General features: G+C 56.0%; 11 protein-coding genes. 8 read left to right on the top strand and 3 right to left on the bottom strand.

Annotated features, from left to right (window positions below; translation table 11 throughout):
• Positions 1 to 1,641 carry a thiamine pyrophosphate-binding protein gene (locus IB212_RS18960; protein ID WP_041908342.1) on the top strand — a complete coding sequence of 547 codons (1,641 nt, stop codon included), beginning with the start codon at positions 1 to 3 and terminating at the stop codon, positions 1,639 to 1,641.
• 78 nt (positions 1,642 to 1,719) lie between these two features.
• Here the strand turns inward: IB212_RS18960 and IB212_RS18955 are convergent, their stop codons facing one another.
• Both IB212_RS18955 and IB212_RS18950 read right to left on the bottom strand, forming a co-directional pair.
• Positions 1,720 to 2,988: an OprD family outer membrane porin gene (locus IB212_RS18955; protein WP_041908343.1), complete on the bottom strand. Its 1,269-nt coding sequence runs from the start codon at positions 2,986 to 2,988 to the stop codon at positions 1,720 to 1,722.
• 210 nt (positions 2,989 to 3,198) lie between these two features.
• On the bottom strand, positions 3,199 to 3,957 hold the full coding sequence (locus tag IB212_RS18950; protein WP_028014340.1) for a M48 family metallopeptidase: 759 nt from the start codon (positions 3,955 to 3,957) through the stop codon (positions 3,199 to 3,201).
• A 271-nt stretch (positions 3,958 to 4,228) separates the two neighbouring features.
• Here IB212_RS18950 and tkt point away from each other — a divergent pair, with 271 nt between their 5' ends.
• From tkt to IB212_RS18915, 7 genes are all read left to right on the top strand, one after another.
• Positions 4,229 to 6,220: a transketolase gene (gene tkt / locus IB212_RS18945; protein ID WP_041908344.1), complete on the top strand. Its 1,992-nt coding sequence runs from the start codon at positions 4,229 to 4,231 to the stop codon at positions 6,218 to 6,220.
• 325 nt (positions 6,221 to 6,545) lie between these two features.
• Positions 6,546 to 7,565, top strand: a complete 1,020-nt coding sequence (gene epd / locus IB212_RS18940) for an erythrose-4-phosphate dehydrogenase (protein WP_041908345.1) — start codon at positions 6,546 to 6,548, stop codon at positions 7,563 to 7,565.
• Positions 7,566 to 7,614: 49 nt separating this feature from the next.
• Entirely contained in the window at positions 7,615 to 8,778 is a 1,164-nt protein-coding gene (gene pgk / locus IB212_RS18935; protein WP_028014337.1) for a phosphoglycerate kinase, read from the top strand.
• A 92-nt stretch (positions 8,779 to 8,870) separates the two neighbouring features.
• Positions 8,871 to 9,950 (top strand): class II fructose-bisphosphate aldolase, encoded by a 1,080-nt coding sequence (gene fbaA / locus IB212_RS18930; protein ID WP_041908346.1) that lies wholly within the window; start codon positions 8,871 to 8,873, stop codon positions 9,948 to 9,950.
• Positions 9,951 to 10,136: 186 nt separating this feature from the next.
• Positions 10,137 to 10,991 carry a small-conductance mechanosensitive channel MscS gene (mscS, locus tag IB212_RS18925; protein WP_003860082.1) on the top strand — a complete coding sequence of 285 codons (855 nt, stop codon included), beginning with the start codon at positions 10,137 to 10,139 and terminating at the stop codon, positions 10,989 to 10,991.
• Positions 10,992 to 11,136: 145 nt separating this feature from the next.
• The gene (gene argO / locus IB212_RS18920; RefSeq protein WP_021242063.1) at positions 11,137 to 11,772 is read left to right on the top strand and encodes an arginine exporter ArgO; all 636 of its coding nucleotides are present in this window, start codon (positions 11,137 to 11,139) and stop codon (positions 11,770 to 11,772) included.
• 92 nt (positions 11,773 to 11,864) lie between these two features.
• Entirely contained in the window at positions 11,865 to 12,596 is a 732-nt protein-coding gene (locus IB212_RS18915; RefSeq protein WP_028014336.1) for an oxidative stress defense protein, read from the top strand.
• Between the two features lie 43 nt (positions 12,597 to 12,639).
• Here IB212_RS18915 and argP read toward each other — a convergent pair whose 3' ends face one another.
• On the bottom strand, positions 12,640 to 13,533 hold the full coding sequence (gene argP, locus IB212_RS18910; RefSeq protein WP_003860089.1) for a DNA-binding transcriptional regulator ArgP: 894 nt from the start codon (positions 13,531 to 13,533) through the stop codon (positions 12,640 to 12,642).
• Between the last annotated feature and the right edge of the window lie 45 nt (positions 13,534 to 13,578).

The raw sequence follows: 13,578 nt of genomic DNA, 5'->3' as shown, positions 1-13,578 counted from the left end.
ATGAGCGAAATGATAACCGTCGGCGACGCCATCGCCAGAACGCTGGAGCAGTATCAGGTTGAGGCCATCTACGGCGTCATCTCCATTCACAACCTGCCGATCGCGGACGCGGTGGGGCAGCGGGGCAAAATCCGCTTCGTGCCCGCGCGCGGCGAGGCGGGTTCCGTCACCATGGCCGACGCCCACGGGCGGTTTTCCGGCCTCGGCGTGGCGCTGACCAGCACCGGCGCGGGGGCGGGGAACGCGGTAGGCGCGCTGGTGGAGGCGATGAACGCCTGCACGCCGCTGCTGCATTTAACCGGACAGGTTGAAAAGGCCTGGCTGGACGCTGACACCGGGTTTATCCACGAGACCCGCGACCAGCTGACCTTCCTGAAGGCCAGTTCAAAACGGGCGTACCGCATCAGCAATGCCAGCCAGGCGATAGCCATCCTGCATAAAGCCATTCAGGAGGCGCAGACGCCGCCGTGCGGGCCGGTCTCTGTGGAAATTCCGATTGATATTCAGGGGGCTAAAATTCCTCTGTCTCTGGTGACCGCACCGGTGAAACCGGCTTCGGTTGCAGCTGTGGATCCCGCGATGGTGGATGCTTTATGGGCGCAGCTCAGGCAGGCTAAACAGCCGCTGCTGTGGCTGGGCGGCGGGGCGCTGGGAAGCGCCGACGCGGTGAAAAAGCTGGCGGATGCGGGCGTGACGGTGATCTCCAGCACCCACGCACGCGGCGTGCTGCCGGACGGCCATCGTGCCAGCCTGCGCGCGTTCCACAACTCGCCGTCGGTTGAGGCGCTGATTGAGCAGTGTGATTTTACGCTGGTGGCCGGTTCTCGCCTGCGCAGTAACGAAACCCGCTCCTGGACGCTGGAGTTGCCGTCTCCGAGGGTGCAGATAGATATCGACCCGGCGGCGGCGAGCCGTAACTACCTGATGGATAATACGCTGATAGCCGACTGTTCAGCGCTGCTTGGCGCGCTGGCTGAAAAAGCGCAGGGCCGCGAGTGGGGCAACGCCCAGTGGGACGCGCAGGTGCAGCAGGCGGTATTGCAGGCTGAACAGGGCCTGCGCGAGCAGTGCGGCGCCTATGCGAAGCTCAACGACGCCATAGAAAAAGCCCTGCCGAAGGACGGCCTGCTGGTGCGCGATATCACCGTTTCCGGCAGCCTGTGGGGCAGCCGCCTGTTCAGGGCTAACGGCCCGCTGATGAACATTCACTCTCTGGCCGGGGCGATTGGCATGGGGCTGCCAATGGCGATTGGTACCGCGATTGCCAACCCACAGCGTAAGGTGGTGGGGCTGGTGGGCGACGGTGGCCTGAGCCTGAATTTAGGCGAGCTGGCGACGCTGGCGCAGGAGAAAGCTAACGTGACGCTGCTGATCATGAACGACGGGGGCTACGGCGTGATGCGCGGCATTCAGGATAAGTACTTCGGCGGGCGACAGTATTATAACGAACTGCATACGCCGGACTTTACCCTGCTGGCACAGGCAATTGGCCTGCAGGCGTGGAGCGTTGAGCGGGCAGAGGATTTTGAAGCCGTGATGACGGAAGCGCTGGCGATGCCGGGGCCGTCGGTAGTGGAAGTGCGGATGGGTCAGATTGGCGCGCTGAAGTTTGCCGGGCCGCCGCAGAAAACGCTTTACTAGCTGTTTTCTCCCTCTCCCCGTGGGAGAGGGAGAAAACAGTAGTCCGGGTAAGGCGAAACCGCCACCCGGCTTGTTTTATCAGAACACGTTAAACGGGTATTCCACGTAAGCGCGGATCTCGTCCCCGCCCACGTTATAGTCGCTGGCGTTGCTGGAGACGCGCAGCACGGAGTAGCGCAGTTTCAGCTTCAGATCTTTTGCCGGGCCATCCTGCACCTGGTACTGGATCTGGTTAAACCACTCGTGCTCTTTGCCGTTGCTGGTTTCAGAGGTCTTGATATTGTCGCCGCGCACGTAGGCGGTGGTCCAGCTCAGGCCCGGCAGGCCGAGACCCGCGAAGTCCAGACCGTAGGATGCCTGCCAGGAACGTTCATCTTCGCCGTTAAAGTCAGACCAGTAGGAATTCGCGAGCCAGATGGTGTTACCGCCGTCGCCCACGCCGCCCTTGTCGCGATATCCGCCGTAGTTATAGCCTGTGCTGCCGCTGCTCTGCTGATACGCCACTTTGAACGTGTGAATATCCCAGATGTAGCTTGCCGCCAGGCTCCAGATGGTGTTGCTGCGGCCCGTGTCGAGGCTGTCAGCGTAGCCCTGATCCAGACGCGAGTTATAGCCGTTAAAGTCGAGCACCAGCTGCTGCCCGGTGCTGAACGGCTGTTTGTAATTCAACCCCAGGTACTGTTTGTTCATCACCTCTTCGTTGTGAGAGGCGTATAGCGCGCCGCTGAACTGGTCGTTGAACTGGTAGCTTGCGCCACCGAAAGTCAGGCTTTTCAGGCCGCTGTCGTGGCGGTCGTCGCTTTTACGCTGCTCGTCGGTGAAATAACCGGCGTTCACTTCCAGCCCGTCGATCTCTTTCGAGGTCAGCATGGCACCGGTGTAGCTTTCAAACAGCAGGCGGGAGCTGTCGGCGTTAACGATAGGCAGTTCAGGACGCTGGTTACCGTAGCTCAGCACGGTATTCGAGATCCGCATTTTGGCGGTAGCGCCAAATTTCGCTAAATCGGATTTGGCCCGGCCATCGTCTTCCTGTTTAAAGAAGTCGATACCGCCCGCGCCGCTCTTGCCGCGACCGCCGTCCAGGCGCACGCCGTACTGCGCGATGCCGTCCACGCCAAAGCCCACCAGCCCTTCGGTATAGCCGGATTCAAAGGTGGCGATGATCCCCTGACCCCATTCGGCTTTATCCTGCTGGCCCTGATGGTAGTCACGGCTGATATACGCATTGCGTAAAAACAGGTCTAAATGACTGTCGTCGATAAAACCCTTGCTGTCAGATTGCTGGCTTGCAGCGGCGGGTAATGCGGCGAATAAACTTAAAGCAATTAACGATAATTCTTTTTTCACGGAGGGAACGTCTCTGTCTTAATATATTAAATTGAATTACTGCGCGTTTGATAATTACCGGAAAGATTAACGATTGCAATAAATATGTGACCAGACGTTTCAGCCGGAAAGGGTAGGCTTAACGGGGCTTTCAGAGGTGTTACCGATACGTGCGATTTAGTTAGCAATTCATGCGAAATAAAAAGGAGGCAAAATTGCCTCCTTCAAAAATTATTTAATTCCGTCAGCGGCCATTCGGTCGCGAATATGCTGTGCGCGCGCTTCTGAGGCCGGGTGATCATCAAACATGGAGCTCTGGCGACCCGCTTCCAGCTTGGCCAGTTTTTCGAAACTGGTGGCTAAACCGGATGGATTAATGCCGCGTTTGCGCAACAGATCGTAGGAGTAGTCATCCGCTTCGGACTCCTGACGCTGGGAGAACTGAGAGTTAACCAGCTTTTCCCCGACGTCGCCAAGCTGTGACTGCGACAGGCTGCCAACGATACCGCCCGCAGAGGCCGCCGCCGCGCGAATGGCGTTGGTGCCTAAGGCAACCTGCATCCCTTTCTTCACGTGGCCGAGCGCAACGTGACCCATTTCATGGCCGATAACCGCTTCCACTTCGTTGTCGGTCATCATATCCATCAGCCCGCTGTAGACGCGGATACAGCCGTTAGCCATCGCGAAGGCGTTGACGTCTTTCGCCATGTAAACCTTGTAGTTCACCGGTTGGCCGTTGATGTTATCGCCGAGCGCGGAAGCAATCTTATTCAGACGCTGTGTGTAGGTACTGTCAGCCGGCGCAAGCGTGGCTTTTCCGTCCATATCTTTACAGGCCTGATCGCTCAGCGCTTTAACCTGCGCGTCGCTCAGGGAGTAGGCCTGAAAGGCTTCTGCACCTGAGGTCATCAGACCGTTAGAGTCCATATTCTGACAGCCGCTCAGCACGAGCGTTGTACCCAAGGCCAGCACTATTGCACGCATTTTCATGAGGTTGCTTCCGTACTCGTTAAACTGAATAAAATCCGAAAAGTGCACCCGCAACGAAGCCGGGGCGGGATAAGTATAAGGAATATCTACAGGCGCGGGCGAGCAGATTGCGCAACATGCGAGCATGATCCAGAGATTTCTTAAGCTGCAAAAGAATGGTCCATGTACATGCCCTGCGGCTTGGGTTACATTGTTGGCACTTTTTTCCGGCGTAGCCCAAAACGCGCTGTCGTCAAGGGCATGGCCTTTAACAGTCCGATCTGGAGTTAAAATGTCCTCACGTAAAGAGCTTGCTAATGCTATTCGTGCGCTGAGCATGGACGCAGTACAGAAAGCCAAATCCGGCCACCCGGGTGCCCCTATGGGTATGGCTGATATCGCCGAAGTCCTGTGGCGTGATTTCCTTAACCACAACCCGCAGAACCCGGCATGGGCTGACCGCGACCGTTTCGTGCTGTCTAACGGCCACGGCTCTATGCTGATCTACAGCCTGCTGCACCTCACCGGCTACGATCTGCCAATCGAAGAGCTGAAAAACTTCCGTCAGCTGCACTCCAAAACTCCAGGTCACCCGGAAGTGGGCTACACCGCTGGCGTAGAAACCACCACCGGTCCGCTGGGGCAGGGTATTGCTAACGCTGTGGGTATGGCGATTGCCGAGAAGACCCTGGCGGCGCAGTTCAACCGTCCTGGCCATGATATCGTTGACCACTTCACCTACGCTTTCCTGGGCGACGGCTGCATGATGGAAGGCATTTCTCACGAAGTATGCTCCCTGGCAGGTACCCTGAAACTGGGTAAACTGGTGGCGTTCTACGACGACAACGGTATCTCCATCGACGGTCACGTTGAAGGCTGGTTCACCGACGACACCGCCGCACGTTTCGAAGCCTACGGCTGGCACGTTGTGCGTGGTGTTGATGGCCACGATGCTGACTCGATTAAACGTGCAGTAGAAGAAGCTCGCGCAGTCACCGACAAACCGTCCCTGCTGATGTGCAAAACCATCATCGGCTTCGGTTCTCCGAACAAAGCGGGCACCCATGACTCCCACGGCGCACCGCTGGGCGACGCGGAAATCGCACTGACCCGTGAAGCACTGGGCTGGAAACACCCTGCCTTCGAAATCCCGTCTGAGATCTATGCTCAGTGGGATGCTAAAGAAGTGGGCCAGGCGAAAGAAGCGGCCTGGAACGAGAAATTCGCTGCCTATGCGAAGGCGTTCCCACAGGAAGCGGCTGAATTCACCCGTCGTATGAAAGGCGATATGCCGTCTGACTTCGACGCGAAAGCCAACGAATTCATCGCGAAGCTGCAGGCGAACCCGTCTAAAATCGCCAGCCGTAAAGCATCTCAGAATGCGATTGAAGCGTTCGGTCCGCTGCTTCCAGAATTCCTGGGCGGCTCCGCTGACCTGGCGCCTTCTAACCTGACCCTGTGGTCTGGTTCTAAGCCAATCAACGAAGACACTGCCGGTAACTACATCCATTACGGTGTACGTGAGTTCGGTATGACCGCTATCGCGAACGGTATCGCTCTGCACGGTGGTTTCCTGCCATACACCTCTACCTTCCTGATGTTCGTGGAATATGCACGTAACGCCGTGCGTATGGCTGCGCTGATGAAACAGCGTCAGGTGATGGTCTACACCCATGACTCCATCGGTCTGGGCGAAGATGGTCCAACTCACCAGCCGGTAGAGCAGGTAGCTTCCCTGCGTGTAACCCCGAACATGAGCACATGGCGTCCATGTGACCAGGTTGAATCTGCGGTAGCGTGGAAATACGGCGTTGAGCGTCAGGACGGCCCGACCGCTCTGATCCTCTCCCGTCAGAACCTGGCGCAGCAGGAGCGTACCCCTGAGCAACTGGCGAACATCGCCCGCGGTGGCTACGTGCTGAAAGATTGCGCGGGCCAGCCTGAGCTGATCTTCATCGCGACCGGTTCTGAAGTTGAACTGGCTGTAGCTGCATGGGAAAAACTGACTGCCGAAGGCGTGAAGGCGCGCGTGGTCTCCATGCCGTCTACCGATGCGTTCGACAAGCAGGATGCGGCTTACCGTGAATCCGTACTGCCTAAAGCGGTTTCCGCTCGCGTGGCGGTGGAAGCGGGTATTGCTGACTACTGGTTCAAATACGTGGGCCTGAACGGCGCTATCGTCGGTATGACCACCTTCGGTGAGTCTGCTCCGGCAGAACAGCTGTTCGAAGAGTTCGGCTTCACCGTTGAGAACGTGGTCGCTAAGGCGAAAGAACTGCTGTAATCGCCGTTTTGCCCGGTGGCGCTTACGCTGACCGGGCCTACAAATGGCTCAAAAGTAGGCCGGGTAAGCGCTAGCGCTTACCCGGCTTTTTTTGCGTCATTATTCCAACGAAAATGTGACGCAAGTCATATAGCTCGCTTATTCATCTGGACAGACATTCCTTTTATTCCCCGATTCGCTTATTCTTGCTGAAGCGTTTCAGTCGATTAAATGTTCGACAATTGACCAATCAATCGCAGTTTGTGATAGCAAAGATTCCCCTTCGGGCGTCGCTGGATTACTCTTTCAGCCACCTCAAACTCAGGGATTGCTTTGCAGGAGATCTATGACCGTACGCGTAGCGATTAATGGCTTCGGTCGCATCGGGCGTAATGTGGTTCGTGCTTTGTATGAATCCGGACGTCGGGCGGAAATCACCGTGGTGGCAATCAATGAACTGGCGGATGCTGCGGGCATGGCGCATTTATTGAAGTATGACACCAGCCACGGCCGCTTTGCCTGGGATGTGCGCCAGGAAAGAGACCAGCTTTTTGTGGGTGATGACGCTATTCGTGTGCTGCATGAGAACAGCATTTCCGGGCTACCCTGGCGTGAACTGGGTGTGGATGTGGTGCTTGACTGTACCGGTGTGTATGGCAACCGCGAACACGGCGAAGCGCATCTGACAGCAGGCGCGAAAAAAGTCCTGTTTTCTCATCCCGGCAGTCACGACCTCGACGCGACCGTCGTGTTTGGCGTCAACCAGCATGAGCTGCAAGCCGAACACCGCATTGTTTCCAACGCCTCCTGCACCACCAACTGCATTATTCCGGTCATCAAACTGTTAGACGATGCGTATGGCATTGAATCCGGCACCGTAACCACGATTCACTCCGCCATGCACGATCAGCAGGTTATCGACGCCTATCACCCGGATTTACGACGCACTCGCGCGGCGAGCCAGTCAATCATCCCGGTGGACACGAAACTGGCTGCAGGGATCACCCGAATTTTCCCGCAGTTTAATGACCGTTTCGAAGCGATTGCCGTGCGTGTTCCGACGATAAACGTCACCGCAATCGACCTCAGCGTGACGGTGAAAAAACCGGTAAAAGCCTGTGAAGTCAACCTGTTGCTGCAAAAAGCGGCACAGGGAGCATTTCATGGTATAGTTGACTATACGGAATTACCGTTGGTCTCAGTAGATTTTAACCACGACCCGCACAGCGCCATCGTGGATGGCACGCAGACGCGAGTCAGTGGTGCGCACCTTATCAAGACGCTGGTCTGGTGTGATAACGAATGGGGCTTTGCTAACCGAATGCTCGACACCACGTTAGCCATGGCCGCAAAAGGTTTCAGGTAGAGCGCACCTTGCGCTTGCAAAACTTTAAGAATCAACGAGAGGATTCACCATGTCTGTAATTAAGATGACCGATCTGGATCTGGCAGGTAAACGCGTTTTCATCCGTGCCGATCTGAACGTACCGGTTAAAGATGGCAAAGTGACCAGCGACGCGCGTATCCGTGCATCTCTGCCAACCATTGAACTGGCTCTGAAGCAGGGCGCTAAAGTGATGGTCACCTCCCACCTGGGCCGTCCAACTGAAGGCGAGTACAACGAAGAGTTCTCTCTGCTGCCGGTTGTTAATTACCTGAAAGACAAACTGTCCAACCCGGTTCGCCTGGTGAAAGATTACCTGGACGGCGTAGACGTTGCCGAAGGTGAGCTGGTTGTTCTGGAAAACGTTCGCTTCAACAAAGGCGAAAAGAAAGACGACGAAACCCTGTCCAAAAAATACGCTGCACTGTGCGACGTATTCGTGATGGATGCATTCGGTACTGCGCACCGTGCGCAGGCATCTACCCACGGTATCGGTAAATTCGCAGACGTCGCGTGTGCGGGTCCTCTGCTGGCTGACGAACTGGAAGCACTGGGTAAAGCACTGAAAGAACCTGCTCGCCCAATGGTCGCTATCGTTGGTGGTTCTAAAGTGTCTACCAAACTGACCGTTCTGGATTCCCTGTCTAAAATCGCTGACCAGCTGATCGTGGGCGGTGGTATCGCGAACACCTTCGTTGCCGCTCAGGGCCACAACGTGGGTAAATCCCTGTACGAAGCAGACCTGGTTGACGAAGCCAAACGCCTGCTGGGTACCTGTGATATCCCGGTTCCAACTGACGTTCGCGTGGCGACTGAGTTCTCCGAAACCGCAACCGCGACCCTGAAATCAGTAAACGACATCAAAGACGAAGAGCAGATTCTGGACCTGGGCGACGTTTCTGCACAGAAACTGGCTGAAATCCTCAAAAACGCAAAAACTATCCTGTGGAACGGTCCTGTTGGCGTGTTCGAATTCCCGAACTTCCGCAAAGGGACTGAAATCGTGGCTAACGCAATCGCAGACAGCGAAGCGTTCTCTATCGCAGGCGGTGGTGACACCCTGGCAGCAATCGACCTGTTCGGTATCGCTGACAAGATCTCCTACATCTCCACTGGTGGCGGCGCATTCCTCGAATTCGTGGAAGGCAAAGTACTGCCAGCAGTAGCAATGCTCGAAGAGCGCGCTAAGAAGTAAGCCATTCAAGGGCAGGGAAACCTGCCCAATTTTCAGCGCGCTTTTAAGAGCTCGCACCTTTTCTAACGGCCGAAGATACAGGACTAAGCAACATGTCTAAAATTTTTGATTTCGTAAAACCTGGCGTTATCACTGGTGATGACGTACAGAAAGTGTTCCAGGTAGCTAAAGAAAACAACTTCGCTCTGCCAGCAGTTAACTGCGTAGGTACCGACTCCATCAACGCCGTACTGGAAACCGCTGCAAAAGTTAAAGCACCGGTTATCGTTCAGTTCTCTAACGGCGGCGCTGCGTTCATCGCAGGTAAAGGCGTGAAAACTGACATTCCTCAGGGTGCTGCTATCCTGGGTGCTATCTCTGGTGCGCACCACGTTCACCAGATGGCTGAACACTACGGTGTTCCAGTTATCCTGCACACTGACCACTGCGCGAAGAAACTGCTGCCGTGGATCGACGGTCTGCTGGACGCGGGTGAAAAACACTTCGCGGCAACCGGTAAGCCACTGTTCTCTTCTCACATGATTGACCTGTCCGAAGAGTCTCTGGAAGAAAACATCGAGATCTGCTCTAAGTACCTGGCACGCATGGCCAAAATGGGCATGACCCTGGAAATCGAACTGGGCTGCACCGGTGGTGAAGAAGACGGCGTGGACAACAGCCACATGGACGCTTCTGCCCTGTACACCCAGCCAGAAGACGTTGATTACGCTTACACCGAGCTGAGCAAAATCAGCCCGCGCTTCACCATTGCAGCGTCCTTCGGTAACGTGCACGGCGTTTATAAGCCAGGTAACGTGGTTCTGACCCCGACCATCCTGCGTGATTCTCAGGAATACGTGTCTAAGAAACACAACCTGCCGCACAACAGCCTGAACTTCGTCTTCCACGGCGGTTCCGGTTCTTCTGCTCAGGAAATCAAAGACTCCGTAAGCTACGGCGTAGTGAAAATGAACATCGATACCGACACCCAGTGGGCAACCTGGGACGGTATCCTGCAGTACTACAAAGCGAACGAAGCTTACCTGCAGGGCCAGCTGGGCAACCCGAAAGGCGAAGACCAGCCGAACAAGAAATACTACGATCCACGCGTATGGCTGCGCGCTGCTCAGACGTCCATGGTGACCCGTCTGGAGCAGGCTTTCAAAGAACTGAACGCAATCGACGTTCTGTAATTTGAGCTGCTGACAGCATCAGAAGGCCCGCAAATGCGGGCCTTTTTTTATGCTTTTTCAATACCCTGTCAGACCTGTTTTTGTGATCTGTTTGGCAAAGCCGGTGCTTTTTGTTTACCCTTTACTGACCTGCCTGTCTCCATGGGGGATGGATTTTGTGTTTTGGTTTAACAAAAGGAAGAATAAATGGAACAACTCGATGTTGTAGACAGCATCAATAACGCCGGTAACTGGCTGGTGCGCAACCAGGCCCTGCTGCTGAGCTATGCCGTGAACATTGTCGCGGCGATTGCCATCATCATCGTCGGGATGATCGTGGCGCGTATCGTGTCGAACGCCGTCAACCGTGTGATGGTCGCACGACACATTGACGCCACGGTGGCTGACTTCCTCTCCGCACTGGTGCGCTACGGCATTATCGCCTTCACGCTGATTGCCGCGCTGGGCCGTGTTGGGGTGCAAACCGCCTCCGTGATTGCCGTTCTCGGTGCCGCCGGTCTGGCCATTGGTCTGGCACTGCAGGGCTCGCTTTCAAACCTGGCGGCGGGCGTACTGCTGGTGACTTTCCGTCCGTTCCGTTCCGGTGAATATGTTGACCTTGGCGGCATCGCCGGTACCGTGTTGCAGGTACAGATTTTCTCTACCACCCTGCGTACCGTTGATGGTCGCATTGTGGTAGTCCCGAACGGGAAAATCATTGCGGGCAATATCATTAACTTCTCCCGCGAGCCGGTGCGTCGTAACGAGCTCATCATCAGCGTGGCGTATGATTCCGATATCGATCAGGTGAAGTCGCTGATCGCAAATATCATCGCCTCTGACGACCGCATTCTGAAGGACCGCGAGCAGACGGTTCGCCTGAACGAACTGGGTGCTTCCTCTATTAACTTCGTGGTGCGTATCTGGAGCAAAAGCAGCGATCTGCAAAACGTTTACTGGGATGTGCTGGAGCGAATCAAGCGCGATTTCGACGCCAACGGCATCAGCTTCCCTTACCCGCAGATGGACGTAAACGTCAAAAAAGTCAAAGAAGCAGAATAACGTCACCCGTAGGCCCGGTAAGCGCTCGCGCCACCGGGCTTTACTTTCATAAGCTCCGCTAATACCCAATTAATATTATCCATTTCATCTAATGTGATTCGCGCAGTATAGTCAGCCTCCAGAACAACACTGCGAGAAAATCGTCATGCTATCTTATTATTTTCAAGGGCTTGCCTTAGGTGCGGCCATGATCCTTCCGCTCGGCCCGCAAAACGCCTTCGTGATGAATCAGGGCATTCGCCGCCAGTATCATCTGATGATTGCCCTGCTGTGCGCGGTGAGCGATCTGCTGCTGATTTGCGCCGGCATTTTTGGCGGCAGCGCGCTGCTGATGCAGTCCCCCTGGCTGCTGGCGCTGGTGACCTGGGGTGGCGTGGCGTTTCTGCTGTGGTACGGATTCGGTGCCCTGAAAACGGCGATGAGCAGCAACCTCGAACTGGCGAGCGCGGAAGTCATGAAGCAGGGCCGCTGGAAGATTATCGTCACCATGCTGGCGGTCACCTGGCTAAATCCGCACGTCTACCTCGACACCTTCGTAGTGCTGGGCAGCCTGGGCGGACAGCTGGACGTTGAGCCGAAACGCTGGTTTGCGCTCGGCACGGTCAGCGCCTCTTTCCTCTGGTTCTTCGGTCTCGCCATTCTGGCGGCATGGCTGGCGCCTCGTCTGCGGACTGCCAAAGCCCAGCGCATTATTAATACCCTGGTGGGGCTGGTGATGTGGTTCATTGCTTTTCAGCTGGCAAAAGAGGGCATTCACCACGTCCAGGAATTGTTCAACTAATCCTTGTCTTATGGACAACTGAGCAAGACCCGCTAAGCTTGCTGGCATGAGCCCTGTTGTTAGGGCACTCTTCGCAACATGGAGGAATGACAGTGAAGTTTAAAGTGATGGCCCTCGCGGCATTAGTAAGTTTCGGTGCGGTGTCGGCGCAGGCAAGTGAACTGCCGGATGGCCCGCACATCGTCACGTCAGGCACCGCAAGCGTGGACGCGGTACCGGATGTTGCAACCCTGGCAATTGAAGTGAATGTGGCGGCGAAAGATGCCGCTTCCGCCAAAAAACAGGCAGACGATCGTGTTGCGCAATATCTCTCTTTCCTGGAACAGAACGGTGTTGCTAAAAAAGACATCAGCTCTGCGAACCTGCGTACCCAGCCCGATTACGACTACCAGAACGGCAAAAGTATCCTGAAAGGCTACCGTGCCGTGCGCACCGTGGAAGTGACCGTGCGTCAGCTTGATAAGCTTAACTCGCTGCTTGATGGCGCGTTAAAAGCGGGGCTGAATGAAATTCGTTCTGTCTCACTGGGCGTTGCGCAACCGGAGAAATACAAAGACGAAGCGCGTAAAGCGGCGATTGATGATGCCATTCATCAGGCGGAACAGCTGGCGTCTGGCTTCAAGAGCAAGCTCGGCCCGGTTTACAGCGTGCGTTACCACGTCTCTAACTACCAGCCAAGCCCGATGGTTCGGATGATGAAGGCGGACGCCGCGCCGGTTTCTGCTCAGGAAACCTACGAGCAGCCAACGATTCAGTTCGACGATCAGGTTGATGTGGTGTTCCAGCTGGAACCCGTTGCAGCACAGCCGAAACCTGCACAATAATCAATAGGCCGGGTAAGGCGTAGCCGCCACCCGGCTTTTCATTTTAATCCTGTCTCAACACCTTATGTCCAAACGCCAGCAGCGCATCAGTCACGTTGCGCATCATGCGGCTTTCTGGCGCAAAACGGTGCCAGTAGAGCATCCGGCGCTGATACAGCCCCGGCGTCAGGTCAATCAGCTCACCGCTTTTCAACTCTTTCTCAATCTGTAAATGCGGGATCATGCAGCAGGTGGTGCCCTGACGCGCCAGCTGCACGAAAGCTTCGGACGAGTTAACGATATGACACGGCACGCTGCCCGGCGGCAGGTCGAAGTTTTGCTGCAAAAACGCCTGGTGCATATCGTCCAGATGGTCGAACGCCACGGCAGGGGCTTTCAGCAGCGCGGCGCGGGTGACGCCATTCGGGAAGTAGCGCTCCGCAAAGGCTTTTGAACCGACAAACAGGTAGTCGAGCGCGCCGAGCTGATCGACAAGACAGCTTGGCAGGGCCTGAGGCTGGATACTGACCGCCCCAACCACTTCGCCGCGACGCAGGCGTTCCTGGGTGCGGGTTTCATCTTCGACCTGAAGATTCAGGCGGATAGGGGAGTCGGCCAGCACCGGCGCAAGGGCCGGCAGCAGCCAGGTCGCCAGACTGTCGGCGTTCACCGCCAGCGAGAGCAGCAGCGGCGTGGAACCCGTTTGTTCGTCACCCAGCCACTCGTCTTCCAGCAGTTCAACCTGACGCAGCAGGGCGAGAAGCTTTTGCCCTTGCTCCGTTGGGCGCGGCGGCACGGTACGCACCAGCAGCGGCTGCCCGAACATGTTTTCAAGCTGTTTGATACGCTGTGATACGGCGGACTGGGTGATGCACAGCTTTTGCGCTGCGCGCTCAAAGCCGCGTTCACGAATAACTGCATCAAGTGCCTGTAGTGTTCTGTAGTCCGGACGTTTCATTGCTCTGGCTGGCTCCTAAATTTTGCTTAATCTGCACTATGACAC

Source organism: Enterobacter sp. E12 (assembly GCF_014596715.2).
Lineage (GTDB): Bacteria > Pseudomonadota > Gammaproteobacteria > Enterobacterales > Enterobacteriaceae > Enterobacter > Enterobacter bugandensis.
The sequence above is the reverse complement of the archived record's forward strand: the minus strand, read 5'-3'. Positions and strand labels throughout refer to the sequence as shown.